General features: G+C 58.9%; 27 protein-coding genes and 1 tRNA gene. 14 read left to right on the top strand and 14 right to left on the bottom strand.

Annotated features, from left to right (window positions below; translation table 11 throughout):
• Positions 1-162: 162 nt before the first annotated feature.
• From NYR50_RS03350 to NYR50_RS03335, 4 genes are all read right to left on the bottom strand, one after another.
• On the bottom strand, positions 163-1,212 hold the full coding sequence (locus tag NYR50_RS03350; RefSeq protein ID WP_418136771.1) for a porin: 1,050 nt from the start codon (positions 1,210-1,212) through the stop codon (positions 163-165).
• A gap of 556 nt (positions 1,213-1,768) precedes the next feature.
• A complete protein-coding gene (locus NYR50_RS03345) occupies positions 1,769-2,812 on the bottom strand; it encodes a porin (RefSeq protein WP_418136770.1) in 1,044 nt (347 codons plus the stop codon).
• Between the two features lie 568 nt (positions 2,813-3,380).
• Positions 3,381-3,689, bottom strand: coding sequence for a hypothetical protein (locus NYR50_RS03340; RefSeq protein ID WP_418136769.1), 309 nt, complete (start codon positions 3,687-3,689; stop codon positions 3,381-3,383).
• 332 nt (positions 3,690-4,021) lie between these two features.
• A tRNA-Ser gene (locus NYR50_RS03335) sits at positions 4,022-4,112 on the bottom strand.
• A 162-nt stretch (positions 4,113-4,274) separates the two neighbouring features.
• On the opposite strand from NYR50_RS03335, the gene NYR50_RS03330 reads away from it, so the two are divergent.
• Complete coding sequence (locus NYR50_RS03330; RefSeq protein ID WP_006311517.1) at positions 4,275-4,616, top strand: hypothetical protein; 342 nt, start codon at positions 4,275-4,277, stop codon at positions 4,614-4,616.
• 90 nt (positions 4,617-4,706) lie between these two features.
• Positions 4,707-4,883 (top strand): hypothetical protein, encoded by a 177-nt coding sequence (locus tag NYR50_RS03325; RefSeq protein ID WP_418136768.1) that lies wholly within the window; start codon positions 4,707-4,709, stop codon positions 4,881-4,883.
• Here NYR50_RS03325 and NYR50_RS03320 read toward each other — a convergent pair whose 3' ends face one another.
• Positions 4,884-5,684 carry an aldolase/citrate lyase family protein gene (locus tag NYR50_RS03320; RefSeq protein WP_418136767.1) on the bottom strand — a complete coding sequence of 267 codons (801 nt, stop codon included), beginning with the start codon at positions 5,682-5,684 and terminating at the stop codon, positions 4,884-4,886.
• Positions 5,685-5,691: 7 nt separating this feature from the next.
• Positions 5,692-6,909: an NAD(P)/FAD-dependent oxidoreductase gene (locus tag NYR50_RS03315; protein ID WP_418136766.1), complete on the bottom strand. Its 1,218-nt coding sequence runs from the start codon at positions 6,907-6,909 to the stop codon at positions 5,692-5,694.
• A 328-nt stretch (positions 6,910-7,237) separates the two neighbouring features.
• Between NYR50_RS03315 and NYR50_RS03310 the strand changes: the two genes are divergently transcribed.
• Positions 7,238-7,585, top strand: a complete 348-nt coding sequence (locus NYR50_RS03310) for a hypothetical protein (RefSeq protein ID WP_174008092.1) — start codon at positions 7,238-7,240, stop codon at positions 7,583-7,585.
• A gap of 167 nt (positions 7,586-7,752) precedes the next feature.
• Positions 7,753-8,865: a pyridoxal phosphate-dependent aminotransferase gene (locus NYR50_RS03305; protein WP_418136765.1), complete on the top strand. Its 1,113-nt coding sequence runs from the start codon at positions 7,753-7,755 to the stop codon at positions 8,863-8,865.
• Between the two features lie 298 nt (positions 8,866-9,163).
• Here the strand turns inward: NYR50_RS03305 and NYR50_RS03300 are convergent, their stop codons facing one another.
• Positions 9,164-9,427, bottom strand: coding sequence for a sel1 repeat family protein (locus NYR50_RS03300; protein ID WP_004440874.1), 264 nt, complete (start codon positions 9,425-9,427; stop codon positions 9,164-9,166).
• 603 nt (positions 9,428-10,030) lie between these two features.
• On the opposite strand from NYR50_RS03300, the gene NYR50_RS03295 reads away from it, so the two are divergent.
• The 7 genes from NYR50_RS03295 to NYR50_RS03265 all read left to right on the top strand — a co-directional run bounded on the left by NYR50_RS03295 (position 10,031) and on the right by NYR50_RS03265 (position 13,916).
• The gene (locus tag NYR50_RS03295; protein ID WP_418136764.1) at positions 10,031-10,369 is read left to right on the top strand and encodes a DUF2147 domain-containing protein; all 339 of its coding nucleotides are present in this window, start codon (positions 10,031-10,033) and stop codon (positions 10,367-10,369) included.
• Positions 10,370-10,501: 132 nt separating this feature from the next.
• The gene (locus tag NYR50_RS03290) at positions 10,502-11,098 is read left to right on the top strand and encodes a hypothetical protein (RefSeq protein WP_418136763.1); all 597 of its coding nucleotides are present in this window, start codon (positions 10,502-10,504) and stop codon (positions 11,096-11,098) included.
• Between the two features lie 159 nt (positions 11,099-11,257).
• The gene (locus NYR50_RS03285) at positions 11,258-11,440 is read left to right on the top strand and encodes a hypothetical protein (RefSeq protein WP_162687947.1); all 183 of its coding nucleotides are present in this window, start codon (positions 11,258-11,260) and stop codon (positions 11,438-11,440) included.
• A 7-nt stretch (positions 11,441-11,447) separates the two neighbouring features.
• Complete coding sequence (locus tag NYR50_RS03280; protein WP_162180287.1) at positions 11,448-11,624, top strand: hypothetical protein; 177 nt, start codon at positions 11,448-11,450, stop codon at positions 11,622-11,624.
• A gap of 103 nt (positions 11,625-11,727) precedes the next feature.
• Complete coding sequence (gene amn / locus NYR50_RS03275; RefSeq protein WP_418136762.1) at positions 11,728-13,233, top strand: AMP nucleosidase; 1,506 nt, start codon at positions 11,728-11,730, stop codon at positions 13,231-13,233.
• Between the two features lie 66 nt (positions 13,234-13,299).
• Positions 13,300-13,530, top strand: a complete 231-nt coding sequence (locus tag NYR50_RS03270; protein ID WP_121690111.1) for a type II toxin-antitoxin system VapB family antitoxin — start codon at positions 13,300-13,302, stop codon at positions 13,528-13,530.
• Positions 13,527-13,916, top strand: a complete 390-nt coding sequence (locus NYR50_RS03265; RefSeq protein ID WP_418136761.1) for a PIN domain nuclease — start codon at positions 13,527-13,529, stop codon at positions 13,914-13,916. The genes NYR50_RS03270 and NYR50_RS03265 overlap by 4 nt, the downstream gene beginning before the upstream one ends.
• Positions 13,917-13,919: 3 nt before the next feature.
• Here the strand turns inward: NYR50_RS03265 and NYR50_RS03260 are convergent, their stop codons facing one another.
• From NYR50_RS03260 to NYR50_RS03250, 3 genes are all read right to left on the bottom strand, one after another.
• On the bottom strand, positions 13,920-14,390 hold the full coding sequence (locus NYR50_RS03260) for an OsmC family protein (RefSeq protein WP_080809823.1): 471 nt from the start codon (positions 14,388-14,390) through the stop codon (positions 13,920-13,922).
• A 65-nt stretch (positions 14,391-14,455) separates the two neighbouring features.
• On the bottom strand, positions 14,456-15,829 hold the full coding sequence (locus NYR50_RS03255) for an aspartate aminotransferase family protein (RefSeq protein ID WP_418136760.1): 1,374 nt from the start codon (positions 15,827-15,829) through the stop codon (positions 14,456-14,458).
• Positions 15,830-15,975: 146 nt separating this feature from the next.
• A complete protein-coding gene (locus NYR50_RS03250) occupies positions 15,976-16,884 on the bottom strand; it encodes a diacylglycerol/lipid kinase family protein (protein ID WP_080809831.1) in 909 nt (302 codons plus the stop codon).
• Between the two features lie 235 nt (positions 16,885-17,119).
• On the opposite strand from NYR50_RS03250, the gene NYR50_RS03245 reads away from it, so the two are divergent.
• Both NYR50_RS03245 and mgtE read left to right on the top strand, forming a co-directional pair.
• A complete protein-coding gene (locus NYR50_RS03245; protein ID WP_174008074.1) occupies positions 17,120-18,364 on the top strand; it encodes an MFS transporter in 1,245 nt (414 codons plus the stop codon).
• Positions 18,365-18,650: 286 nt separating this feature from the next.
• A complete protein-coding gene (gene mgtE, locus NYR50_RS03240) occupies positions 18,651-20,024 on the top strand; it encodes a magnesium transporter (RefSeq protein WP_092769462.1) in 1,374 nt (457 codons plus the stop codon).
• Between the two features lie 68 nt (positions 20,025-20,092).
• Here mgtE and NYR50_RS03235 read toward each other — a convergent pair whose 3' ends face one another.
• Together NYR50_RS03235 and NYR50_RS03230 are read right to left on the bottom strand one after the other, a co-directional pair.
• The gene (locus NYR50_RS03235; RefSeq protein ID WP_418136759.1) at positions 20,093-20,929 is read right to left on the bottom strand and encodes an undecaprenyl-diphosphate phosphatase; all 837 of its coding nucleotides are present in this window, start codon (positions 20,927-20,929) and stop codon (positions 20,093-20,095) included.
• A 122-nt stretch (positions 20,930-21,051) separates the two neighbouring features.
• Entirely contained in the window at positions 21,052-21,441 is a 390-nt protein-coding gene (locus tag NYR50_RS03230) for a winged helix-turn-helix transcriptional regulator (protein WP_174008070.1), read from the bottom strand.
• Between the two features lie 104 nt (positions 21,442-21,545).
• On the opposite strand from NYR50_RS03230, the gene NYR50_RS03225 reads away from it, so the two are divergent.
• Positions 21,546-22,562: a zinc-binding alcohol dehydrogenase family protein gene (locus NYR50_RS03225; RefSeq protein WP_418136758.1), complete on the top strand. Its 1,017-nt coding sequence runs from the start codon at positions 21,546-21,548 to the stop codon at positions 22,560-22,562.
• An 85-nt stretch (positions 22,563-22,647) separates the two neighbouring features.
• On the opposite strand, the gene NYR50_RS03220 is transcribed toward NYR50_RS03225, so the two are convergent.
• Complete coding sequence (locus NYR50_RS03220) at positions 22,648-23,391, bottom strand: pentapeptide repeat-containing protein (RefSeq protein WP_418136757.1); 744 nt, start codon at positions 23,389-23,391, stop codon at positions 22,648-22,650.
• A gap of 437 nt (positions 23,392-23,828) precedes the next feature.
• Positions 23,829-25,493 (bottom strand): electron transfer flavoprotein-ubiquinone oxidoreductase, encoded by a 1,665-nt coding sequence (locus tag NYR50_RS03215; protein ID WP_418136756.1) that lies wholly within the window; start codon positions 25,491-25,493, stop codon positions 23,829-23,831.
• Positions 25,494-25,504 lie beyond the last annotated feature (11 nt).

Raw genomic sequence — 25,504 nt, 5'->3', positions numbered from 1 at the left:
TTCTTCGGCGAACCGTGATCACTACAAGAACATTCAAGCATCGGCTCGCCCGGTGCTTTTTTTGTTTTCGCTCGCCGGTAACCTTTCCTGGCACCGGAAGCGCTCAAAGAAAAACCCCGGCATTTCTGCCGGGGTTTCCATCACTGACAATGTCAGATCAGATTAGAACGTGCGCTGAAGGCGAACGAAGCCAGTGACCTGATCGTCAGCGCCATCTTCGTCGTAATAGTTGGCAGTGATCTTGGTGCTCAGACCTTCGGTGATCTTGTAATCAACCGTCAAACCAGCCGTCCAAGCGTCACGATCGCCAACGAAATCGCCATCAACAGGGTTGACGTCGAGCTTGCTCAGGTATTCGAAGCCGGGGGTAAGCGTCAGACGATCGGTCGCCTTGATCGCGTACTCTACTGCAACAGCCCATTCAGACTTTGCATAGTAGGCATTGTCGCCCGAAGCCCATACACCAGCGAGACCGAAGGTGCCCGGACCGATATCAGCGAACAGAATACCGCGGATAGCAACGTTTTCTGCGTCGAAGTCGTAGGAGGCGATCAGGTTAGCCGTAACAGCGCCAAACTTGCCACCGATCATGCCGCCGATACCGACGTTGTTGTCAGCGCCGTACTGGAACTGGCCGTACTGGCCTTCAAGCTCGTCAACCGAGAGCGCAGCCTGGAAGGAGCCTGCGTCATAGGTGTATTTGATCGAGTTGAACAGGGTGTTGGTCGACAGAATGTCGGTTTCGCCGTTCAGATCGTCATCCCACCAGCTGTAGAACTTACCGACCTTCAGACCACCGAGTTCGATGAATGCCTGATCAACGAATACGCCAGAACCGGTGTTCGACGGATTGGTCGAAGAAGCGAATGCGCTGCCGCTGTCAGCGTTGCCGCGGAAGCCGATGAAGCCGCGCAGAGCGCCGAGCTCGGTGTCGGTGCGGGTGTCAACTTCGAACTGAGCGCGTGTGAAAGAATCCCAGTCAGACGTACCAGACGAATCACGACCGAAGTTGGTCTGGAAACGAATGTAACCGCCGAACTTCAGGCAAGTTTCGGTGCCAGGGATGTAGAAGAAGCCGGTGCCGAAAGCGTCGCAAACGCGAACGTATTCCAGGGGCTCAGGCTCAGCAGCGACGATAGCGTCGGCAGCGTGAGCGCCGGATACTGCTGCGAGAGCCGCAGCGGAGCCGATGAGAAGGCTCTTGATGTTCATGGTTGACCTCCAGTCAAACGCTTAATCTTCGTAAACAGCGGGTGGGAAACACAAATCAATGCGTGCTGCTTATGACGCTGATTAGAGCCAAAACCGGCGGGATGGGCAATCGTAATCATGACAAAAGGAAGACAGTAAGGTGTCCTTAGTTTTTCATTGTTGCGAAATAGCTACAATTCCAATGGACCCCGCTCGATTTATTAATGAGCAGTTAATTTCTCATTCACTTCAAGCACTTACTTAATAAATTCAACGCTTAACCAGAAGCGAAAGAAATGTTGACGGAGAATCCGGTCACAATCCGGACTTAGGAAATTGTCCAAAAATTGATCTGCGACGCCACGGTATCGATGATCTCGTTATCTCGCCGAAAGAAGCACGGGGCGAATTGCGATTCCCAACCGCAACGGGACCGATTCGGCAGAGCGCGTAAGCGCGATCGAAATAGTCCCGTCAATCGATTGAACTCAATATCCGTCACATCTGCAAGAGGATAAAAATGCAAAAACCCCGGCATTTTTGCCGGGGTTTCCATCACTGACAATGTCAGATCAGATTAGAACGAACGCTGAAGGCGAACGAAGCCGGTAACCTGGTCGTCACGGTTGTCGATGTCGACGTAGTTAACAGCGATCTTCGTGGAGAGGCCCTGGGTGATCTTGTAATCAACCGTCAGACCAGCCTTCCAGCCGTCGTCGTTCGAGAAGTCGTCGAACGATACGAGGCCGTAGTTGCCGTAGTACTGAGCGCCGGGAGTGATCGTCAGCTTGTCAGTCGCCTTGATGGCGTATTCAGCTGCAACAGCCCACTCGGAGACGTTGTAGTAAGCGTTCGCGCCAGAAGCCCAAACACCGGCCAGACCGAGCGTACCCGGACCAACGTCAGCCGTTGCGATCAGACGTACCGAGCCGTTTTCGCGGTCAACGTCGTAGCCACCGATGAGCTGAAGCGAAGCTGCGCCGAGCTTGGCGCCAACGCCGAGAGCGATACCAACGTTGTTGTCAGCTTCGTTGAAGCCCTGAACGTTGATGCCTTCGAGTTCATCAACCGAAGCGCCTGCCCAGAAGGAGCCAGCGTCGTAGGTGTAACGAATGGAGTTGAACAGAGCGTTGGAAGACAGCTCGTCCGTTTCGCCAGAGAGGCCATCGTCCCACCAGCTGTAGAACTTACCGACCTTCAGGCCGCCGAGTTCGATGAAGGCCTGGTCAACGAATACGCCAGAACCGGTGTTCGACGGATTGGTCGAAGAAGCGAATGCGCTGCCGCTGTCAGCGTTGCCGCGGAAGCCGATGAAGCCGCGCAGAGCGCCGAGTTCGGTGTCGGTGCGGGTGTCAACTTCGAACTGAGCGCGCGTGAACGAATCCCAGTCAGAGGTGCCGGACTTGTCGCGACCGAAATCGGTCTGGAAACGAACGTAGCCCTGGAACTTCAGGCAGGTTTCGGTGCCGGGGATGTAGAAGAAGCCGGTGCCGAAAGCGTCGCAAACGCGAACGTATTCCAGGGGCTCAGGCTCAGCAGCGACGATAGCGTCGGCAGCGTGAGCGCCGGATACTGCTGCGAGAGCCGCAGCGGAGCCGATGAGAAGGCTCTTGATGTTCATGGTTGACCTCCAGTCAAAGTTTTTAAGTGGGTCTGGGTACTTTCGCTGAAGGACAGCATTCCCTGCCCCATTCCCGTGTTCTTAGAAGCCAAACGATCCACCGCCTCGCTTCTGGTCGTGAAAATACAAAAGGTTTCGCTGCTTGCAATCGGCAACATCCGATAAAGCGCATTTACGTATATGCTTCATTTCGGTTTGTTGCGGAAACAACACACCCTGTGCAACAGGGCGATGGCTGCTTTTACAATGCGTTAAGATTTTTGTTGAAAATCCGTTAGTTAGCGAAGTTAACAAGGTCTTTCTAAACTACCGGCCTTTCCAGCCAATCCTTGCTCTCGGGGAGCTCGACATCGGGATTTTGTGCGTGGATAGATTTGGAATCAAAGTGCATCTGGAATGCACAGAGAGGCAAAAGCGGGAAAGACCGCTTGCCCGACGCTGATTCACCAAGCAGCGATTCGACGGATGGATAGATATTCAGCCTAACTGGGTGATGTGCCTGGGCATGTGCCGCATGCCACCAACGACGCCACTTTCCTGTTGGGTGTAGCCGCGCCCGTGTCAGGACTCAGGTGGGGTCCAGAGCGACAGTAACTGAATGCCGATCGATTCGCTCCTGCAACGCAACCACGACGGCCAGCAGGAATTCCCGGCGTCGAGGCGCGGTGGTTTTCTCCAAAGTCGTCGTCAGCCGTGCGCGAATCTTCTCCATAAACCCCACATGGTCAAAGCGGTGGGCGCATATGTTGATTTCAACCTCGTCCATATAGTGTGCGAGGTGTGGACCCAGTTCCAGATTGGCGTCCGTCTGATAGTGAGAAGCCATCTGCTCAGCAAGCGTGGCCATCTGCGTGTAGGGACCGTATTCGTCGATCATCAAATCTCCTTCGTGCGGGTGAAGATTTAGATAGGCGATCTTTTTCCAAGAACGAGATGCCTTGAAGGCTCATCCGCATAAAAGATCGACTCGAATTTCTAAAATATCCGTGATCAATCCATAGGCGTCGGTTCGTTCTTTACCGCGAGTGCTGACGAACGCAGACAATTGCTGAAGGTAGCAAGCCTATTTACAGGAGGAAACCGGCTGTTAGCTACCTGGCCCGCCGTCACCGACGGCATTTCGTTATTCAAACAGCGAAGTTTTATATCGCGTTCGGCCTGCAGCCGGGGAGACATGCCGAAGAGACTATTCGTTTTGAAAGAAACTGATGGCGGAGAGGATGGGATTCGAACCCACGATACGCTTTTGACGTATACTCCCTTAGCAGGGGAGCGCCTTCGACCACTCGGCCACCTCTCCGGTGCGGCCTGATTATTGCTTAAAAAAAATGAATGCAAGGCTTTTTCGCCAAGAAGCCGAAAAACCTGTTTGGCAAATAGGGCTCAGTGAAACTTTGCAGGCGATTCGGGAACTTCTTGCAGGCCGGCACGTTCTGGCTTCGGTAACAAAAGAGGTGTTCTCATGGCTCAGACCAAACTGAATGTTGTCGAAGATACGATCGAAAACCAGATTGCCGAGCTGCGTTCGCAGATCTCGTCTCTCTCGAAGTCCGTTTCCGCCCGCGCTGAAGGTGTGAGCGAAGACGCGTCCGAATTTCTGGATGAGGCGCGCGGCCGGGTTCGCAAGGCTGCCCATAATGTCCGCGCCCAGGGCCAGAACGTTGTGGAAGCCGTGAAGGAAAATCCGGGTACGGCAACCTCGCTGCTGACGATCGTCGGCGCACTCGGTTTTGCGATCGGTTATGCGGTGGGCACGAGCACACAGCAGAGCTCGTCCAACAGCAGCCTGTATCGCTGGCGCTGATCGCCGTATAAATTGGGGTTCAGGCAAGGCGGGACTCTCCTGCCTTGCCTTTGCCTGTTGGTTTAAAGCGCAGTGAAAATGGGGGCGAATATGCGATTCAGCGACGATCTTGAAACAGCCTTGTCGGATTTCGCGAGGGATCACGCCATAGACAGGGATGAAGCCGTGCAGCGCATCATTCGCGCCGCTCTGATCAACGGCGGTTATCTCGCTTCCGGCGAAGAAGGCATTCCGCCGGAAAAGCTGAACGCCAGCAACGACGACTGATCAATAGCCCGATCTGGATGGTTGAGGTGCCGCTCCGCCCTTGTAACGGGCGGAGAGCGCGCGAAGCGTATTGGCGAATTCCGTCACATCGGCACCAACAGCTACGAAGGATGCGCCGAGTTCAAGATAACGGCGATTATAGGCCTCGTTGAAGGTCAGAATGCCGGCAGCCTTGCCGGCCGCGACGATCTTCACGATCGCTGCTTCGATCACGGCCTGCACTTCAGGCTCGTCGATCCGGCCGAGATAACCCATGTCGGCGGCGAGATCGGCCGGGCCGATGAAGACGCCGTCCACACCTTCCACCGCAAGAATATTGTCGAGATCGTTGATCGCCGCCCGCGTTTCGGCCTGCACCAGCAGGCAGACGCCATCCGAGGCGCTGTCGGCATAATCGGCTATCGTGTTGAAGGCGGAGGCACGGGCCACCGCCGCGCCCATGCCGCGAATGCCACGCGGCGGATAATGCATAGCGCTGACCAGGTCGCTCGCCTGCTCCGCCGAATCAACCATCGGCACGAGGAGCGTACGTGCGCCTGCATCCAGCAACTGCTTGATCATCCAGCTTTCGCCAACGGGCACGCGCACGACAGGCTCGGCGGACGATGTGGCAAGCGCCCGCAGCTGATCGATGATGCTGCGCAGATCATTCGGCCCGTGCTCGCCATCGATCACCAGCCAGTCGAAACCTGCGGTGCCGGCGATTTCCGCCGTGATGGCCTCGCCCATATCGAGCCAGAGGCCAATCTGCGGCTTGCCCGCATGGATGGCGGTTTTGAAACGATTTTCGGGAGCGGGCATGATATCCTCAGGAAAGCAGTAATTTCAGATCGGCGGCAGCGTCCGCCAGGATGGCGCGATCCGGCTCCGCGCCGGTATCGAGCAGTTTCTTGCCGGCGACATAGGCCTTGGCATCGTTGACGGCATCGACAGCCACGAATCGACCGTCGCGGAAATACCAGACGGACCAGCTGCCTTCGCGCGCACCGGGCCTCAGCATCGTTTCGTCATAACCGAGATTGAAGCCGGCAATCTGCAGCTTCACTTCATATTGATCCGACCAGAACCACGGTTTCGCCTCATAGGCGGCTTCGGTGCCGGCCAGCACGGCAGCGGCGGCCTCAGCCTGATCAACGGCATTCTGCACCGATTCGAGACGCACATGCTGACCACGCCACGGCAACATGGCGCAATCGCCGACCGCATGAATGTCCGCATCCGATGTGCGGGTAAGAGCGTCGACCACGATGCCATTGCCGACATCAAGGCCCGATTCGCGGGCAAGCCGGTCATTCGGGGTCACGCCGATGCCGACGATGACAAAATCGACATCGAGTATCGAACCGTCGGAGAGTTCGGCAGCGGCCACCCGGCCATCCATGCCGACAAGGCGCACGAGGCCGGTTTTTTCGCGGATGGAGACGCCATGGGCCTGATGGATGCCGCGCATGATATCGGCGGTTTCCTTCGCCGCCACGCGCTGGAGAATACGGTCGGCCATCTCGATCAGCGTCACTTCAAGGCCGAGCTTGCGGGCAACCGCCGCCGCTTCGAGGCCAATATAACCGCCGCCGATCACCAGCAGCCTGCGGCCTGGCTTCATCTCCTCCACCAGCCGGTCGGCATCGCGCTTGTCGCGAACCGTCAACACGCCTTCGAGATCGCCGCCAATGCTGGCGGGCAGCAGGCGGGGTGCCGCACCCGTCGCCAGCACCAGCTTGTCATAGGAAACTGTGCTGCCGTCCTGCATGCGCACGGTTTTCGCCGCGCGGTCAATCTCCTCCACCCAGGTGGAGAGCCGGATATCGACGTTGTTTTCCGCGTACCACTCCTCCGGGCGGAACATCAGCCGGTCAAAGCTCATCTCGCCGAGAAGGTATTTTTTGGAGAGCGGTGGCCGCTGGTAGGGATAGGTATCCTCGGAGCCGATGATGGTGATGGGACGCTCGTCCTTCAGCGCCCGAAGCTTCGACGCCAGCGCAAAAGCGGCCTGCCCCGCCCCGACGATTACCAGCCTTCCCGTCACAGTAAACTCCCAGACTCGAATCGCGGCGGGCAATCCTGCCATGCGCGCGACGCCATATTGTCGGATCAGGCGTAACGCCAAGTACGGCCCGCGTCAACAGCACCGCGACGCCAGCCCGGTGCAAGCATGACACATTATCAGCACAGGTTGCGACACGCCTGCAACCAGACCGAGCCGAACGCATTCTATCAAAAGAAACATCGGCTTGCGAAGGCAATATTGGCCCATGTCGAGACGCACAACAGACAATCGCGCGGATTTCCTTCACGACCTGGCAAGGAAGCCGCGTTAAAATCAGCACAGGTAAGAGGCAATCCGGGAGGTTGTCATGGCTTTGCATATGGATCCGCGTCAGAACGTCCCCCAAGACGAGAAGTACGAGAAATTTCCGATCGACCGGCCCGGCAAGATCACCTTCATCGGGCATCATCTCAGCGCCAAGGACACCATGCGTTGCCTGGTGCGCAGCATTTCCCTCTACGGTGCGGAACTGGATGTGAGCCCCGAACTGGAAATGCCGACCAATTTCTATCTGGAGATTCTCGGCATCCGCGACGAGATCGGCTGCACGCTGATCCGCCGGGAGGAAGAAAAGGTCACCATCGGTTTCAACATGCTGATCGATGCGGAATTCCTGCACCATGTCCGCCGGCTGAGTTTCGAGACCAGCGCCTGAGCCGGCCGCACAGAGCCAGCGATTTGCCGGCAGCTATTCCTACCGTGTCGCGCTAGGAAAAAACTCTTCTAAAACAGCCATTGGATAACCGGGCGCGTCTTGCGTCCGGTGTTTTTGCACCTATTGTGAGCCGGGTTTTCAAACACAGCTACCGGAACTTTCAGCCAATGTCCGCTTTTTCACGCCTCACGCCGCTTGCCGTCTCGCTTCCTTCAACCGTTCCTTTCGTTGGCCCTGAGGCCATCGAGCGCAGCCGGGGCCTCAAGGTGGAAGCGCGCATCGGCGCCAATGAAAGCGGCTTCGGCCCCGCGCCTTCAGTGCTTCTCGCCATGCGGGACGCGGCGGCGGAGACCTGGATGTACAGCGATCCGGAAAATTTCGAGCTGAAGGAAGCGCTTGCCATCCACCACGGCGTTGCGCGCGGCAATATTGCCATCGGCAGCGGGGTTGATGGATTGCTGGGGGAGATCGCCAGGCTGATCGTCGAGCCGGGCACGCCTGTCGTCACCTCGTTTGGCGGCTATCCCACTTTCAATTACCATGTGAACGGTTTTGGCGGCAAACTCGTCACCACGCCCTATGTCGATGATCACGAAAATCTTGACGGGCTTCTCGATCTCGTCATCCGGGAAAATGCGCCGCTCGTTTATTTCGCCAACCCAGATAATCCGATGGGAAGCTGGTGGGAGGCGAGCGAAGTCGTCGCCTTCGCCCGCGCATTGCCGGAAACCTGCCTGCTCATTCTGGACGAGGCCTATTGCGAAACCGGGCCCGCCAGCGCCGTGCCGGCCATCGACGCGCTGATCGGCCAGCCGAATATCCTGCGCATGCGTACCTTCTCGAAAGCCTATGGGCTGGCCGGCGCGCGCGTGGGATATGCCATCGGCACGCTCGGCAATGTCGAAGCCTTCGACAAGATCCGCAATCATTTCGGCATGGCCCGCATTTCCGTCGCCGGCGCCCTGGCGGCGCTGAAGGATCAGGCCTATCTGCATGAGGTGGTTGGCAAGATTTCCGATGCCCGCGATCGTATTTCCGCGATCGCCCGTAATAACGGCCTTTCGCCGCTGCCGTCGGCCACCAATTTCGTCACCATCGATTGCCACCGCGACGGCGCTTATGCCCGGGGGATCGTTGATGGGCTGATGGACCATGGCGTCTTCATCCGCATGCCGGGCGTTGCCCCCCTCAACCGCTGCATTCGTGTGAGCGCCGGAACCGGCGACAAGCTCGATCTTTTCGAGCAGGCGCTGCCGAAGGTTCTCAAGGCGATCGGGTAAATTCCCAACCCACCCTCATTCCTTAGCTCGTCACAGGAATGAGGGTTGGAGGATGCCGCGGGTTGCACGCATCGATTCAATTTCCCCTCACAAACCCCTGTTCACGAATCATTTTCTGCTCCGCCAGACATAAGAAAACCGCGCCGGCCTTGTTCCTGCCGGTCGCGGTTTGATGTGTCAGCGCAAAAGCTTGTTTTCAAAGCCCTCGCCGCGTTCCCCTTCGGGTTTACTTTCCTTTGCACCGGTCATCGGGACTGGAGGGAACCGGACCGGAAATCTCAATGATACCAAGGGTAAATCAGTGCATCGTCATCCAGTCGCGGGCGGCGCGCAGCGCTTCGGCCAGTTCCGCCTTCGTCATGTTGCGGGCGAGGTCCGCGCGCAGTGAAGCGGCTCTTTCCGATCCGCGGATCGCGGCGATGTTGAGCCATTTATGGGCCGCGATCAGGTCCACCTTGCAGCCCCGGCCGGTCGCATAGACCAGGCCGAGATTGCAAAGAGTGTCGGCGCGGGTTTCGCCACCGGCAGCCATTTCGATATCGCTGATGTCAAAGCGTGCCATCGTTTTTATCCCTGTCCTTCTGCCTGTTTCATCACTGCCTTCTTGTCGAGGCTATCGTCCGGACCCGCCGTCTTTTGCGGCTTTTTTCGTCCTTCCGTCCGGCAGGTTTTCCCTGCGCTTTTGATGACTTCACTATGCCACGGGGCTTTCAACGCTCGCTTAAAAGGCATGATTAATGCGTCGCAAACAAACTGCAAACGATTGGTAAAATTGGGTTTTTGTTAAATATCACGAGCCGCGGAAATTAAGGACTTTGCGGCGAATTTTACGAAAACTTCAGAATTGGATTTAAACCCTTCCTTCACCACGATCAAAACAGCAATTTTCGAAATTGGCCTTTTTTCCTCTTTCCGCCGGTGCAAATGCCACGCCGCAGCCGCAAATTTTTGTTTCCTTTTACGTTAACGTCAAATACTATCCGCCTGCCCGTCATGAGGATGAAGCGGGTACAGGATAGCGCGGTGGGAGGAGTAATCGTTGCACCGCAAGGCGGCTTTGGGCCAGAGACGGCGCATGGCACGCTAAAGAGGTTTGATCTGCGCAAGCCGCGTCTTCGGGTCGATCCGGCTCAGGAAAGCCTGCGCGAATTTCGGGAGGAATTTTATGAAGCGTATAATGATGATTGCGGCTGCCCTTGTGATGAGCGGTAACCTTGCCTTTGCCGGCGAGGCAATCGAGGGCAACTGGAAGACGGCCAGCGGCGAAACCGCCGTGATCGGCCCCTGTGGCGGCGCCTTCTGCGTGACGCTGAAGACCGGCAAACATGCCGGAAAACAGATCGGCAAGCTTTCCGGCAAGGGAAACAGCTATTCCGGCGATATCACCGACCCCGCCAATGACAAGACCTATAGCGGCACCGGCACCGTTTCCGGCAATTCGCTGAGCATGAAGGGCTGCGTGCTGAAGATTTTGTGCAAATCGCAGACCTGGACACGGCTGTAACCGAGAAAGCGGCGGGCAGGCTTTCAGCCGCCCGCCAGCACGGCGTCATGCGACCTGCACAGACATCGCGCGTGGAACACATAGGCCCGTTGATGTATCGTTGCTTCGAGCCGAATATCAGTGAGAACGACGATGCCCCCTAGCCTTTCGACGATCCTGATTGCCGGCACATCACATGTGGGCAAAAGCACTCTTGCCGGCCTGTTGAGCACAAGGCTTGGCTGGCAGGCGATATCCACCGACAGTCTCGCCCGCCACCCCGGCAGGCCCTGGTCAGGCATTCCGGCACCGGTGGAGGAATATTACACGGTGCTCTCGACCGAGACGATCCACTGGTTTCTAAAGGTGCATCATCAGAACATCTGGCCGCTGATCCGCCCGATGATCGACAGCAGTTCCCATACCGGCAATCCCGCAATCTTCGAGGGTGCGGCCCTGCGCCCGGAATTCATATCGCCCCTGCTCGGCAGCACGGTTTCCGGCGTCCTGCTTCATGCCGGGAATGATTTCCTTCTCGAAAGAATGCGCTCTCACGCCCGATATGAGGATGCAACGGCTGGCCAGCGGCACATCATGGACGCCTTCATCGAGCGTTCGCTGCGGGAAAATACCGAAATGCTGGCATCGGCGCGGGAACACCACCTGCCGATTGTCGATGTGACCAGCCCGGAAGCATTGAAAACCTTCGTGGCCGATCTCGCAGCGCGGGCAACGGCTGCTCCTGCCTGAAGAAAAATCGCGGGATTTGTGACGCGCGCTGCGCCATTGCGGCATCAAGCCGCCGTATCAGCACCTGTTAACATCCCTGAACACCATATGAACCGGGGCCTCAGGGTCCGTTCAGTCCGACTATGGCAAAACTCTGTCCATGAACTCCAATAAAGGGGAATGGACATGACAAAGTTGATCAGCCGGCTGGCAATCTTCGCGTTTCTCATGGCGATCTTCGCCATGTCCTTCGCCTCGCTCGTCGTTAATCCCAACCGCAGCTTTCAGCGGGTGAATGCCGGTGCGGCGATTGCCTGCCAGCATAGCCCGGCGCCCGCCACCAATTGCCCCGTCGTACTCTGAGGACCTGATGATGACGACAAGCTTTTCCAACGGCCTGTTCTCCGCCCTGCGGCTGGTGCTGATGGCCTCGATCTTTCTCGGCCCGGTAGCCGGACTTGCCGTCTACAAGGCCGATCCCCGCCCGGCATCCAAGGGCGCCGGTTTTGTGCTGCTGATGAGCCTGCAACGCGGCGCGCTCGGCTGAGATTTCGCGCACCCTTCATCGATCCAGCAGCTTTTTCCGTTTCTTTTCAGTTTCTTCGTATTTCTGTCGCTTGCCTGTCGAAATAGGCCTCTTATAATGGGCCATGACAATAGCAAAACCAACGATTCCGCCCTTCACCTTCATCAGCCCCGAGCTTTTCGCGCCGCAGTCCTTCACGGACCCGAAAGAAGCTGTTGAGGCTTTGACCGCGCTTTACGAACGCAATACGGCGTTCCTGATCAATTCCTTCACCGACCTTGCCAAGGGCGCGCCGATTACCGGCCGTTACCGCGCCTGCTATCCGCAGGTCAGCCTCGAGACATCCACCTTCGGTCATGTCGATTCACGCCTTTCCTACGGGCATGTCACCTCCCCCGGCGTCTACACGACGACGATCACCCGGCCGGATCTGTTCCGCCATTATCTGAAAGAGCAGCTGGGGCTTCTGATCAAGAACCACGGCGTTCCGGTCACGGTGGCGGAATCGGCCACGCCCATTCCGCTGCATTTCGCTTTCGGCGAAGGCGCTTATGTCGAGGCGGCGGCGGCTTCGTCGCTCTCCGACGTGCCGCTGCGCGATCTGTTCGATACGCCCGACCTCAACAATACGGACGACCTCATCGCCAATGGCGAATATGATCAGGTGCCGGGCGAACCCGCGCCGCTCGCGCCGTTTACCGCGCAGCGCATCGATTATTCGCTGGCCCGCCTCAGCCACTATACGGCGACGAGCGCCAGCCATTTCCAGAACTTCGTGCTGTTCACCAACTACCAGTTCTATATCGATGAATTCGCCGCCTGGGCGCGCAAATTGATGGCCGACGGCGGTGAAGGATATACGGAATTCGTGGAGCCGGGTAACATCGTCACGCTTGCCGGTTCCGACAGGCCGACAACCGATATGACGCTGGCGCGGCTGCCGCAAATGCCCGCCTATCACCTGAAGAAGAAGGGTCATGCCGGCATCACGCTCGTCAATATCGGCGTTGGCCCCTCCAACGCCAAGACGATCACCGACCACATCGCCGTGTTGCGCCCACATGCCTGGCTGATGGTCGGCCATTGCGCCGGCCTGCGCAACAGCCAGCGGCTGGGCGACTATGTTCTGGCCCACGCCTATGTGCGTGAGGATCATGTTCTCGACGACGACCTGCCGGTCTGGGTGCCGATCCCGGCGCTTGCCGAAGTGCAGCTGGCGCTGGAAGGTGCTGTCGCCGAAGTCACGGGTTACGAGGGTTTCGAGCTGAAGCGCATCATGCGCACCGGCACCGTCGCCACCATCGACAACCGCAACTGGGAGCTTCGCGATCAGGCCGGCCCGGTCAAGCGCCTGTCGCAGTCCCGCGCCATCGCGCTCGACATGGAATCGGCCACCATCGCCGCCAACGGCTTCCGCTTCCGCGTCCCCTATGGCACCCTGCTTTGTGTTTCCGACAAGCCGCTGCACGGCGAATTAAAGCTGCCGGGCATGGCGACGGAGTTCTACCGCACCCAGGTCGCCCAGCATCTGCAGATCGGCATCCGCGCCGTGCAGAAACTAGCCGCCATGCAGAAGGAAACCCTGCATTCCCGCAAGCTCAGAAGTTTTTACGAGACGGCGTTCCAGTAAAAACAGATATCGCGGCGCCCTGCTTTGGTGTATGATTTCGAAAATCGATACACCAAGGATTTTTCTATGCGCACGAATATTGAGCTTGATGACGCCTTGATCGCAGAAGCGATGGAAATCACTGGTCTGTCTACCAAGAAGGCAACCGTGGAAAAGGCGTTGCGCGATCTCGTGCGCATTCATCGCCAGATGCGCGCCCTCGATGCATTGGAAGGCATGGGCTGGGAAGGCAATCTGGATGAAATGCGGACGGATTGGAATGCCGATACGGATTGGGACGTGAAGAACGCCAAATGATCGTCGCAGATACCTCTGCCTGGATTTCGTTCATTCGAAAAGACGCCCCTGCCCTTTCCGCCAAATTCCGCACCCTGATGGCACAGGGCGAAGTTATGATCGGCGACATCATTCTTCTGGAAGTGCTGAGAGGCGCGCGCGATGGTTATCATGCGCGCCATCTTGAACAGATGCTGAGCGAATTTCCCTGCGTTGTGATGATGTCTCCTCAACTCGCGATCAAGGCTGCTGCAAATTATCGCTTTCTGCGCGGCCGCGGCTATACCATACGGAAAAGCAACGACCTCATCATCGGCACCTATTGTATCGAGCACGGACATAAATTGCTGCACAATGACCGGGACTTTCAGCCGATGGCCGATCATCTCGGTCTGCAATTTGTCTGAACCTCAAACCACCTTCACCGTCCCCTCCACGCGGATGGGGAAATTCACCGACCGTGCGATGAAGCATTTGTCGTGCGCGTCATGGTGCAGCTCATCCGCCCGGGCGGGATCACCCTTCGAAATGGTGATGACCGGTTTCAGCACCACTTCGCTGAACTGCCCGGCACCATCCTTTTCCATGACAAGCGTGCCTTCGGCATTGTCGACATAGTCTTCGACGATGATGCCGTTGACGGAGCAAAAATGCAGGTACCAGAGCTTGTGGCAGGCCGAGAGCGAGGCGACGAGCAGGTCTTCCGGGTTCCAGCGGGAGGGATCACCGCGGAAGGCGGGGTCCGAGGAGCCGGCGATATCCGCCTTGCCCGCCGTGGAAATCGTGTAGTCGCGCTCATAATCGCGGTAGCCAGACGTTCCCTTGCCGCGATTGCCGGTCCATTTCACCTGCACGGCGTAATGATGTTCCTGTCCTGCCATGTGATTATTCCTCCCTCGGAATCTTTTTTCCGCATTTCCTAACGGAAAACCGGTGTCCACTTTTCCTAGAAATGCTCGCGTGTATCGCGCAGGTGGTTGAGCCCCTGGCGCAGCGTCTCGATGATCTCGTCCACTTCGGAACGGCTGACGGTCAGCGCCGGCGAGGCCAGCATGCGATCTCCCGTGGCGCGCATGACGAGGCCGTTTGCCAGGCAATGATTGCGCACGGCGGTTCCGATATCGTCCGGCTTGGCGAAACGTCTGCGGGTTGCCTTGTCCGCCGTCAGTTGCAAACCGCCCATCAGGCCGACATTCACGGCCTCGCCCACCAGTTCATGATCGGTAAGGCTTTTCCAGCCCTCGGAGAAATAGGGGCCGATATCGTCACGTACCCGCTCCACCAGCCCCTCATCCTCAATGATACGGAGGTTTTCCAGTGCCGCGGCGGCGCAGACGGGATGGCCGGAATAGGTGAAGCCGTGGTTGAAATCACCGACCTCGGAAAGCATCACCTCCGCCACCCGGTCGGAAACGATGACACCACCGATCGGCAGATAACCCGATGACAGGCCCTTGGCGACGGGAGCGAGATCCGGTTCCACGCCAAAATGCTGGTATCCGAACCACGAACCGAGACGGCCGAAACCGCAGATCACCTCATCGGACACCAGCAGAATGTTGCGCGCCTTGCAGATGCGGGTGATTTCCGGCCAGTAGGTCTCCGGCGGCACGATGACACCACCTGCGCCCTGAATGGGTTCGGCCACGAAAGCAGCGACATTTTCCTCGCCGAGTTCATCGATTTTCGCATCCAGTTCGCGGGCCACTTTCAGGCCGAATTCAGCCGGTGAGAGATCGCCACCCTCGGCATACCAATAGGGCTGGCCGATATGGGCGATGCCTTCGATGGGCAGGTTGCCCTGTTCGTGCATCCATTTCATGCCGCCGAGCGAAGCGCCTGCGACCGTCGAGCCATGATAGCCGTTGCGTCTTGCGATCACCCTGGTCTTCGTGGGATGGCCGAGCGCCTTCCAGTAGACCCGCGCCATGCGGAACCAGGTGTCGGTGGCTTCCGAACCGGAATTGGTGAAGAACACATGGTTCATGCCAGGTCCGGCGCGCGAGGCGATCTTTTGCGCCAGAAGCGTCGCGGGCGGCGTGGTGGTGCCGAAAAAGGCGTTGTAATAAGGTAGCTCATTCATCTGGCGCTGCACGACATCGGCGATCTCGCGGCGTCCATAACCGATATTCACGCACCAGAGGCCGGCAAAGGCATCGAGATATTTCTTACCGGTGCTGTCGTAGATGAAGACCCCTTCGGCCCGTTCGATGATGCGGGTGCCGCTAGCGTTCAGCTTGCCCATGTCGGAAAAGGGGTGAAGGTGATGGGCGGCATCGATGGCCGCGAGATTGGACATCGGCTTGGAGACTTCATTCATGACAGATCGCACTCCCATAAAGGCAACGGCGCTCGCGCCACCGCGCCCGCCGAACATGGCCGGGCAGCTTCGATTTGGCAAGGCTGGTGGTTTTTAAGGGAATATTGATTGGCTCGGCGCAGCCCCTGAATTTACAGTCGGTTGCGCTATGCGAAAAACGCCCGCCCCACCAGTACCTTCAACTCGCCGGCGTGAACCTTCAGCGCGACGTCCCGCTCCATCGGCAACAGTTCACCGTCGATGACGCAGCGCACATCGTGGCGTTTCTTCGGAAAATGCAGTTCCACTTCCGTTACGGTCATCGCCGTCACAGCAGCGTTTTCCTTGAGCTTGCCGCGCAGAATGTCGAGGGCGAGTTTTGCAACGCCCGAGGGGCGCAGCGGATCGGTGAGGTAAAAGCCGAGATGGCCGCCCGAGACATTCTCCGCCACGAGCAGGGAATTCTGGCCGAACTCGTTATTGGAGACGGAGATCGCCGAGACCTTGCGGTGCTGAGTTTTGCCATTAACGGTATATTCCACCTCGAAGACCGGCGGATTGAGGATGACGCTGATGGCAGCGCGGATGCTCGCCTTGATCTTGCCGAGACGGGAAGCGAAGGCGAGATTGTTGCGATAGCGAACCATGCGCGAATGCAGGCCCGCGGAAAACTGGTGCACGAAAAGGCGGCCATTGACGCTGGCGATGTCGACGCTGGCGATTTCGCCATGCGCCAGTGTTTCCAAGGCCTGGCGAATGTCGAGCGGCAGTTTCAGCGAGCGGGCGAAGAGGTTCATGGTGCCGGCTGGAACAATGCCAAGCGCGATGCCGTGTTTCCAGGCGATTGCCGCCGCGGCGGAAATCGTGCCGTCACCGCCGCCGGCGATGATGCCTTCAATGCCCGGCTCCTCGGCGGCGCGTTCCATCTCCTTGACGATGTCCTTGCCGGAAACCAGACGGCAGTCGATTTCGTGGCCGGCGCGGGAGAAGACCGCGCGAGCATGATCGCAATAGGCGTCCATATCAGTGGTGCGAAATGTGCCACCGTCGCGATTGAAAATTGCTATGAGCTTCATGTTTCCAACCCGATCCCGCAACGCAGCCGCGCGTAAATGCCTGGCTTCCAATAGAGTTCCGAACACCATCGCGTGAAGATGTTTTTTTACCGCGAATCGCTCTACCGCAATGCGTCATTTCATGTTAGGGGTCACTTAAGGTCATTTTCATGACCGCGCATCTCCAGTCAGGGCAGACCGTTCCCATACGGTCTTGCCCTTTTTTCTGTGGGCCCTTCCCGTTTTTCAGGTCACGATGAGCCAGTCGAATATGTCCGAAGCCCGCCCTGGTGCGGAGAGTGAAACCGTTTACACGGCAGCACCAGCCGTCGCCCTTTCACCGCTTGCCATCGCGCTGATCGAACTGGCGCTGGCCGCCGGCGGTTTCGGCATCGGCACCGGCGAATTCGCCATCATGGGCCTGCTGCCTGACGTCGCCACCACCTATGGCGTCACCGTTCCGCAGGCGGGTTATGTCATCACGGCCTATGCGCTGGGCGTCGTCATCGGCGCGCCGATCATTGCGGTTCTCGCCGCGCGCATAACGCGCCGCACGCTGCTTCTTGGCCTGATGGGGCTATTTGCGGCCGGCAATATCCTGAGTGCGCTTGCGCCTGACTTTCTGAGCTTCACCCTGCTGCGTTTCGTTACCGGCCTGCCACATGGCGCCTATTTCGGCGTTGCAGCACTGGTGGCGGCCTCTATGGCGCCTATCCACAAGCGTGCCCGCGCGGTTGGCCGCGTCATGCTCGGTCTCACCATCGCCACCCTGCTCGGCACGCCGCTTGCCACCTTCTTCGGCCAGCTCCTGTCCTGGCGTGCGGCCTTCATGCTGGTCGGCGGCATCGGGCTCCTGACAGTCGCGCTTCTGTGGCTGTTCCAGCCGCGTGACAAGGTGGAGGAAGGCGCAAGCGTGTGGCGCGAACTCGGCGCATTCAGGCGCGTGCAGGTGTGGCTGACGCTCGCTATCGCCGCCGTCGGTTTCGGCGGCATGTTCTCGGTGTTCAGCTATATCGCCAAGACCACCACCGATGTGGCGATGATGCCTGTCTCCACCGTTTCCATGGTGCTCGCGCTGTTCGGCATCGGCATGAATGTCGGCAATGTGGTCGGCTCGCGGCTCGCAGATATCTCGCTCAATGGCACGATTGGCGGCATGCTGGCCTTCAACGTGCTGGTCATGACGGTGTTCGGCATGACGGCGGACAACCCGTTCATGCTGTGCCTTTGCGTGTTCCTGATCGGCTGCGGTTTTGCCGCCTGCCCGGCCGTGCAGACCCGGCTGATGGATGTGGCGCAGGATGCGCAGACACTGGCCGCCGCCTCCAACCATTCCGCCTTCAACATTGCCAATGCGCTCGGCGCCTGGCTTGGCGGCCTCGTCATCGCCATGGGTTTCGGTTACGCCTCGACAGGGTATGTCGGCGCGGTCCTCTCCCTTCTCGGGCTTGGCGTTTTCCTTGTTTCGGTCACCGTTGAACGGCGCGCAAAAGCCGGCTGACAGCCGGTTTTTCAGCGGTCAAAACGCCCTCTCCGGCACGCCTCATAAACCTTACGGAAATTTCACAATCGGCTCGCTTGACTCTTTTTCGTTTCAGGCGCAACACGGCGTTACGCACCGGCCGTGACCCGGCACAGTGCGGATTTCAACGGAGCATCATTAGATGTCTAGCGACAGTAGTAGTCGATTGCCTTTGCCGAAAGCGGCGAACGGGAACTGATCCGACCTCTGTCGGCTCACCACCGCGTTCGCCGTAATCGGCGAATCGACGGAAAGGTGAGCAATCATGAACTTCCACACTCTCTCCCAGAGAGCCAGCAAGGCCGCACGTCTTCTCCGCAGCGGAAATGCCGGTTCCACCACCATTGCAGAACGTGTCGAGCACCTCAACACGCTTGATACCGACGCAGCCGTCGCTGCCCTGCTTGCCATGCCGCAGGCAAAGGCCGTGGCCATTCTCGACCGGCCGGAACTGCATGACGCAGCCGCCATCATTGCTGGCATTCCCCTTGAACAGGCCGCCCGCTTCGTCAACCTGATGTCCGACGACCGCGTCGCCGACGTCATGGCGGAAATGGAAGAAGAGCCGCGTGCCAAGCTGTTTGCCCGGCTGGACCGCACGACCGCGCTCTCCATCAAACATCTGATGGGATATCCGCCGCGCACGGCTGGTTCCATCATGACCACGGAATTCGTCAGCGTGCCCCTTGACTGGACGGTGGAACAGACCCTTTCGCACATCCGCGTCGTCGAGCGGTCGCGTGAAACGGTCTATGCCATCTACGTGCTGGCTGAGGACGGGACGCTGACGACCGTCGTGACGCTGCGTCGCCTGCTGACCGGCGAGCCCGGCGCTTCCATCCTCTCCGTCGCGTCGAAGGAGGGCATTGCCTATGCAAGCCCGCTGATGTCGCAGGAGGATGTGGCCCGGCTCATCCGCAAGCATGACCTTCTGGCGCTTCCCGTCGTCGACGACCACTCGCATATTCTCGGCATCGTCACCGTTGACGACGTGATCGACACCATGATCGCCGACACCACGGAAGATGCTCACAAGTTCGGTGGTATGGAAGCGCTCGGCAAGCCCTATATGGCGATGGGCTTTCCGGACATGATCCGCAAGCGCGCCGGCTGGCTCGCAGCCCTGTTCCTCGGTGAAATGCTGACGGCAAGCGCCATGCAGCATTTCGAGGGCGAGCTGGAAAAAGCCGTCGTGCTGACGCTGTTCATTCCGCTCATCATGTCGTCTGGCGGCAACTCCGGTTCGCAGGCCACCTCGCTCATCATCCGGGCGCTGGCGCTCGGCGAACTCAAGCTTTCGGACTGGTGGCGGGTGCTGCTTCGGGAAATCCCGACGGGCCTGACGCTTGGCTGCATCCTCGGCGCCATCGGCTTCCTGCGGCTGACCATCTGGCAGCAGGCAGGTTTCTACAATTACGGCGAACACTGGCTGCTGGTCGGTGCCACCGTCTTTGCGGCACTGGTCGGCATCGTCACCTTCGGTTCGCTCGCCGGTTCCATGCTGCCCTTCCTGCTGCAGCGCCTGCGGCTCGATCCCGCCAGCGCCTCGGCACCCTTCGTCGCCACGCTGGTGGATGTCAGCGGCCTCGTCATCTACTTCTCGGTGGCGCTGGTTATTTTGAGCGGCACGTTGCTCTAAAGACAAAAGGCCCGCTCGAAAGAGCGGGCCTTTTCATTTGTAGCGGGAAAAGCGCGAGGCCCGCCCCTTTAGCCGCCGGCGCTAATGACGCCCGTTCCCAAAAGGGCGAGCAGAATGAAGCCGATGACCACGCGGTACCAGACGAAGGGCATGTAGCTCTTGGTCGAGACCAGCTTCAGGAACACGACGATCACGGCATAACCGACGATGAAGGCGATCAGAGTGGCAAGCCCGGTCTGGCCCCAGCCGACCGGATTGTCCTCGCCGATGCTCTTGAACAGCTGGTAGAAGCCGGAGCCGAAGACGGCGGGAACGGCGAGCAGGAAGGAATACCGCGCCGCTGCCTCGCGGGTATACCCCAGGAGAAGGCCGGCGCTGATGGTGCCGCCCGAACGCGAGACGCCGGGAATGAGCGCCATGGCCTGCGCGAAACCCAAGAGAATACCATCGCGCCAGATCAACTGGTTCAGCTTGTAGCGCTTCTCACCGATCTTGTCGGCAAGGCCAAGAACGATGCCGAAGACGATCAGCATCACCGCGGTGATATAAAGATTGCGCAGCGAATGTTCGATCGCATCCTTGAATAACAGCCCCAGAAACACGATCGGCACCGAACCGACGATGATCAGCCAGCCGAGCCGGGCATCGGCCTTGTTATATTCGCCAAGGCGCAGGTTCTGCCGCAGCCAGGCGGCCGCAATCCGCATGATGTCGGACCAGAAATAGACCAGCACCGCCATTTCCGTGCCGATCTGGGTAATGGCGGTGAAGGCGGCGCCTGGATCTGCGCCTGATGGCAGGAACTCCCCGGCGATCCTGAGATGCGCGCTTGAAGAAACCGGAAGAAATTCCGTAAGTCCTTGCAATAGACCGAGAAATCCGGCCTCCATCCAACCCATGCTCATGTGCTTTGATGTCCCTGCTGCGAATCGAGTTTCGCAGCATTATGCATCAATCGGGGCAAATCCGTGTTGCATCGCACCATGAAATGGCCTGCGCGCGACCTTGCTTTTACCCGTGATTTCTCTCAGGCCGCCTTCTCCGCAACCGTGGGCGCCCGCGTATATTTCTCGCCGTTCCTGCACACGACATGCGCGTCGCCCCAGCTTTTCAGCGCCGAAATGACCGGCCGCATCGTCTCGCCAAGCGGCGTCAGCGCATAATCCACCCGCGGCGGCACCACCGGGAAAACGGTGCGCGAAATCAGGCCCGCCTCTTCCAGCTCGCGCAGTTGCTTGGTCAGCATACGCTGGGTGACACTGGGAATGTGGCGGCGCAGTTCGTTGAAGCGCAACGTGCCCTCGTTGATGAGGTGATAAAGGATCACGCCCTTCCATTTGCCATCGAGAAAACTCAAGGTCGATTCCACCGGGCAGCCGGGAAAGTTGCCGGTGAGCTTGGCGCGCGGTCGCGACATCTACAGTATCCTTTTTGTATGTATCACCACAAAATGTGCATTCTTGCGATTGATGTTCATATGTATCAAGTAAGAGGCACGCAAACAAGCAAAGGAGACTGTTCATGCGCGCCATCGGTTACAAGACCAGCCAGCCCGTCACTGCGGCGGATGCCCTCATCGACATCGATCTGCCCCAGCCGGAAGCCAAGGGGCATGACATTCTGGTGGAGGTGAAGGCGGTTTCGGTGAATCCTGTGGACACCAAGGTGCGCCGCAACCAGTCGCCGGAAAATGGCGCCACCCGCGTGCTGGGTTTCGACGCTTCGGGTGTGGTGAAGGCCATCGGCGACAAGGTCTCGCTGTTCAAGCCGGGCGACGAGGTGTTTTACGCTGGCGTCATCAACCGTCCGGGCTCCAACAGCGAATTCCATCTGGTCGACGAGCGCATCGTCGGCGCAAAGCCGAAATCATTGAATTTCGAAGAAGCCGCCGCCCTGCCGCTGACAGCGATCACCGCTTACGAGACTCTGTTCGACCGGCTGCGGGTGAAGGAGCCGGTTCCGGGTGCTGCCAATGCCGTTCTTGTCATCGGCGGCGCCGGCGGCGTCGGTTCTATTGCCATCCAGCTTCTGCGTGCCCTGACGGATCTCACCGTCATTGCCACGGCATCGCGGCCGGAAACCATGGAGTGGGTGAAGGAACTCGGCGCGCACCACGTCATCGATCACAGCAAGCCGATCGCGCCGCAGGTGGAAGCGCTTGGCCTCGGTGCGCCAGGCTTTGTCTTCTCGACCACCCATAGTGATATCCACGCCGCCGACAGCGTGGCGACGATTGCGCCGCAGGGCCGTTTTGCGCTGATCGACGATCCGGCCGGCGGTTTCGACGTCATGGCCTTCAAGCGCAAATGCGTGTCGATCCATTGGGAAATGATGTTCGCCCGCGCGGTTTTCGAGACACCTGACATGATCGAGCAGCACAAATTGCTCAATCACGTCGCGGAACTGGTCGACGCCGGCAAGATCAGGACGACGCTGACGGAGGTTTTCGGCACCATTAATGCCGCAAACCTCATCAAGGCGCATGCCCTGATCGAGAGCAACACGGCCAAGGGCAAGATCGTGCTTTCGGGCTTCTGATCGACGGCGAGGCCTCCGCATCGCGGACGCCTCTGCCCCTTAAGGAGATATCCGTGCCGCGCGCGAAAACCGCGCGGCCGTTCCATCAATCATCATCAGGATCTTCCGGGCACGGCCAGGAAGCCGGCGCGGTGAGGCCATTCGGCAATTTGGTTTTGGCGTCGCCACAGGCAATGTCGATCTGCTTCTGGTCGAGGCCGGTGGCCGTCGAGAGATCGACACCTTCGATGCGGGTAAGCAGCAGGAAGGCGCTGGTGAAATCCACCGGACCGCCAAGCGTGGCGCCGCCGAAGCGGGCACGTGACAGGTTGGTCAGGGAAAACTTCGAGCCGTTCAGCGACGCGCCTTCGAAATCCGCACGCCCGAGTTCGGCCTTGGTGAAATCCGTACCGTCGAGCTTGGTCTTCTCGAATCTGGTTCGCTGCATTTCTGCATTGATGAATTTGGCATTGGTGGCGTCGGCAGCGGAAAAATCGCTGCGATAGGCTTCCACCTTGGTCAGATTGGCGCCCTGCAGGTTCGACTCGCCCAGCGCCGTGCGGATGAGCTTGGCCTTTTCAAGATTGGCCCCCTTCAGCGACGAGCCGCGCAGGTCGGTATAGGTGAAATCCGTGCCGTAAAGCATCGCCGAATCGAGATTGCTGCTGCCGAGCATCAGCATGCGCTTGTTGCATTCGCGCCAGTCGATGCCGGCCATGGCATCGGTGCGGCAGCTGGCAGCCCCGAGCGGGCCGCCGCTCAGCAAAACGGCCGCCAAAACCACCCCCGCCGCCACAGCAGCGCCAAACCGTGTCTTTCCTACGATATTCAGCCTCTGAAAGCCGGACATTCTTTCACTCCCTGTCGCCGGGCGACGGCGCAAACGCAACAGCTCTTGAGCCGAACCGGGACCATATGCACATTCAAGGCGTTACCGCATTATCGCCCCGCAATCCACGGGCCGGATGACGTTACAATACCCCAACATCCTATATGTAAGAAATCGAAGAGCAATCCACAAATACTGAGGGAAAAGAGGCAATGGTCGCTACTGTTGCGTCATGGCGGACGCGATGCGGCGGCGAGGGCTTATTGCGTCTATGTTGTTGGAATGAGTTTTTGCAGGCAGAAACGGCACGCTCCGCAGGGGCCGTCCATTCGGTCACGCGCGCGGTCCCGACATCATCCTCGGGCCTGTCCCGAGGATTCGTCCAAGTATCGTAAAATCATTCGTTGCAGATGCTCGGGACAAGCCCGAGCATGACGAAGAGTGATACGTTCACCCCGTCACATATTGGCGTAAACCGGCCCCTCGCCGCCCTGTGGCGGCACCCAGTTGATGTTCTGGTTGGGGTCCTTGATATCGCAGGTCTTGCAGTGCACGCAGTTCTGCGCGTTGATGACGTAAACTTCCTCGCCATCCTTCTCCACCCACTCATAAACGCCGGCCGGACAGTAACGCGTCGAAGGACCGGCAAAGACGTCGTGTTCGGAGCGCTTCTGCAATTCCATGTCCTTCACCTGAAGATGCACCGGCTGGTCCTCCTCATGGTTGGTGGAAGACAGGAACACCGACGACAGCCGGTCGAAGGTCAGCACGCCATCCGGCTTCGGATAGGCGATCGGCTTGTGCTTTGACGCCGGTTCGAGGCTTTGCGCATCCGTCTTGCCGTGCTTCAGCGTGCCGAAGAAGGAAAAGCCGAACAGCTGGTTCGTCCACATGTCCAGACCGCCGAGGCCGACGCCAACCAGCGTGCCGAATTTCGACCAGAGCGGCTTGACGTTGCGCACCCGCTTCAGGTCCTTGCCGATATCGCCGTCACGCCATTCGACTTCGATCTCCGCCACCTCGTCATGGGCGCGGCCGGCCGCAATTGCTGCCGCGATCTTGTCCGCCGCCAGCATTCCCGACAGCACGGCATTGTGGCTACCCTTGATGCGCGGCACGTTGACGAGACCGGCCGAACAGCCGATCAGCGCGCCGCCGGGGAAAGTGAGTTTCGGCACCGACTGGTAACCGCCCTCGGTGATGGCGCGCGCGCCATAGGAAATGCGCTTGCCGCCCTCGAAGGTATCGCGAATGGCCGGATGGGTCTTGAAGCGCTGGAATTCCTCGAAGGGGTAAAGATAGGGGTTTTTGTAGTTGAGGTGGACGACGAAGCCGACCGCGACGAGATTGTCCTCGAGATGATAGAGGAACGAGCCGCCACCGGTCTTGAAACCCAGCGGCCAGCCGAAGGAATGCTGCACGAGGCCCTGTTTGTGGTGCTCCGGCTTGACCTGCCAGAGTTCCTTGATGCCGATGCCGAATTTCTGCGGCTCGCGATCTTTCGACAGGTCGAATTTGGAAATCAGCTGCTTGGCAAGCGAACCACGCACGCCTTCTCCAACAAGCACATATTTGCCGTGCAGCTCCATGCCGCGGGTGAAGGCGGGGCCAGGCTCGCCATTCTTTTCGATGCCCATATCACCGGTGGCGACGCCGATGACGGCGCCTTCGTCATTATAAAGCACTTCGGTGGCGGCAAAGCCCGGATAGATCTCGACTCCGAGCGCTTCCGCCTTTTCCGCCAGCCAGCGACAGACGAGGCCAAGCGAGACGATGTAATTGCCGTGATTGTTCATCAGTGGCGGCATCATGAAATTCGGCAGGCGGATGGAGCCGGCCGGGCCTAGGAACATGAACTGGTCATCCTTGACCTCTGTCTTGAAGGGATGCCCCTCCTCTTGCCGCCAGCCCGGCAGCAGCCGGTCGATGCCGATGGGATCGACCACGGCGCCCGAGAGGATATGCGCGCCGACTTCAGCGCCTTTTTCCAGAACGACGACCGAAAGCTCCGGCTCGACCTGCTTCAGACGGATCGCAGCGGCAAGACCAGCAGGACCAGCGCCGACGATCACAACGTCGAATTCCATCGCTTCGCGTTCGGGCAGTTCCATCGCTTCCGTCATCTTGTCCTCTC

The organism is Agrobacterium sp. El2ro-1b (assembly GCF_048298475.1).
In the GTDB taxonomy this organism is placed as follows: Bacteria; Pseudomonadota; Alphaproteobacteria; order Rhizobiales; family Rhizobiaceae; genus Agrobacterium; species Agrobacterium fabrum.
This window is presented reverse-complemented; position numbering and strand designations above follow the sequence as displayed.

Excerpts from the sequence above, each read along its gene's own strand:
- NYR50_RS03320 (WP_418136767.1), bottom strand. The coding sequence starts at position 5,684 with ATGCCCGCTCCCGAAAATCGTTTCAAAACCGCCATCCATGCGGGCAAG.
- NYR50_RS03280 (WP_162180287.1), top strand. The coding sequence starts at position 11,448 with ATGATGACGACAAGCTTTTCCAACGGCCTGTTCTCCGCCCTGCGGCTG.
- NYR50_RS03225 (WP_418136758.1), top strand. The coding sequence starts at position 21,546 with ATGCGCGCCATCGGTTACAAGACCAGCCAGCCCGTCACTGCGGCGGAT.
- NYR50_RS03340 (WP_418136769.1), bottom strand. The coding sequence starts at position 3,689 with ATGATCGACGAATACGGTCCCTACACGCAGATGGCCACGCTTGCTGAG.
- NYR50_RS03220 (WP_418136757.1), bottom strand. The coding sequence starts at position 23,391 with ATGTCCGGCTTTCAGAGGCTGAATATCGTAGGAAAGACACGGTTTGGC.
- mgtE (WP_092769462.1), top strand. The coding sequence starts at position 18,651 with ATGAACTTCCACACTCTCTCCCAGAGAGCCAGCAAGGCCGCACGTCTT.
- NYR50_RS03245 (WP_174008074.1), top strand. The coding sequence starts at position 17,120 with ATGAGCCAGTCGAATATGTCCGAAGCCCGCCCTGGTGCGGAGAGTGAA.
- NYR50_RS03330 (WP_006311517.1), top strand. The coding sequence starts at position 4,275 with ATGGCTCAGACCAAACTGAATGTTGTCGAAGATACGATCGAAAACCAG.
- NYR50_RS03310 (WP_174008092.1), top strand. The coding sequence starts at position 7,238 with ATGGCTTTGCATATGGATCCGCGTCAGAACGTCCCCCAAGACGAGAAG.
- NYR50_RS03235 (WP_418136759.1), bottom strand. The coding sequence starts at position 20,929 with ATGAGCATGGGTTGGATGGAGGCCGGATTTCTCGGTCTATTGCAAGGA.
- NYR50_RS03305 (WP_418136765.1), top strand. The coding sequence starts at position 7,753 with ATGTCCGCTTTTTCACGCCTCACGCCGCTTGCCGTCTCGCTTCCTTCA.
- NYR50_RS03325 (WP_418136768.1), top strand. The coding sequence starts at position 4,707 with ATGCGATTCAGCGACGATCTTGAAACAGCCTTGTCGGATTTCGCGAGG.
- NYR50_RS03265 (WP_418136761.1), top strand. The coding sequence starts at position 13,527 with ATGATCGTCGCAGATACCTCTGCCTGGATTTCGTTCATTCGAAAAGAC.
- NYR50_RS03285 (WP_162687947.1), top strand. The coding sequence starts at position 11,258 with ATGGACATGACAAAGTTGATCAGCCGGCTGGCAATCTTCGCGTTTCTC.
- NYR50_RS03350 (WP_418136771.1), bottom strand. The coding sequence starts at position 1,212 with ATGAACATCAAGAGCCTTCTCATCGGCTCCGCTGCGGCTCTCGCAGCA.
- NYR50_RS03250 (WP_080809831.1), bottom strand. The coding sequence starts at position 16,884 with ATGAAGCTCATAGCAATTTTCAATCGCGACGGTGGCACATTTCGCACC.
- NYR50_RS03300 (WP_004440874.1), bottom strand. The coding sequence starts at position 9,427 with ATGGCACGCTTTGACATCAGCGATATCGAAATGGCTGCCGGTGGCGAA.
- NYR50_RS03260 (WP_080809823.1), bottom strand. The coding sequence starts at position 14,390 with ATGGCAGGACAGGAACATCATTACGCCGTGCAGGTGAAATGGACCGGC.
- NYR50_RS03270 (WP_121690111.1), top strand. The coding sequence starts at position 13,300 with ATGCGCACGAATATTGAGCTTGATGACGCCTTGATCGCAGAAGCGATG.
- amn (WP_418136762.1), top strand. The coding sequence starts at position 11,728 with ATGACAATAGCAAAACCAACGATTCCGCCCTTCACCTTCATCAGCCCC.
- NYR50_RS03295 (WP_418136764.1), top strand. The coding sequence starts at position 10,031 with ATGAAGCGTATAATGATGATTGCGGCTGCCCTTGTGATGAGCGGTAAC.
- NYR50_RS03345 (WP_418136770.1), bottom strand. The coding sequence starts at position 2,812 with ATGAACATCAAGAGCCTTCTCATCGGCTCCGCTGCGGCTCTCGCAGCA.
- NYR50_RS03290 (WP_418136763.1), top strand. The coding sequence starts at position 10,502 with ATGCCCCCTAGCCTTTCGACGATCCTGATTGCCGGCACATCACATGTG.
- NYR50_RS03215 (WP_418136756.1), bottom strand. The coding sequence starts at position 25,493 with ATGACGGAAGCGATGGAACTGCCCGAACGCGAAGCGATGGAATTCGAC.
- NYR50_RS03255 (WP_418136760.1), bottom strand. The coding sequence starts at position 15,829 with ATGAATGAAGTCTCCAAGCCGATGTCCAATCTCGCGGCCATCGATGCC.
- NYR50_RS03230 (WP_174008070.1), bottom strand. The coding sequence starts at position 21,441 with ATGTCGCGACCGCGCGCCAAGCTCACCGGCAACTTTCCCGGCTGCCCG.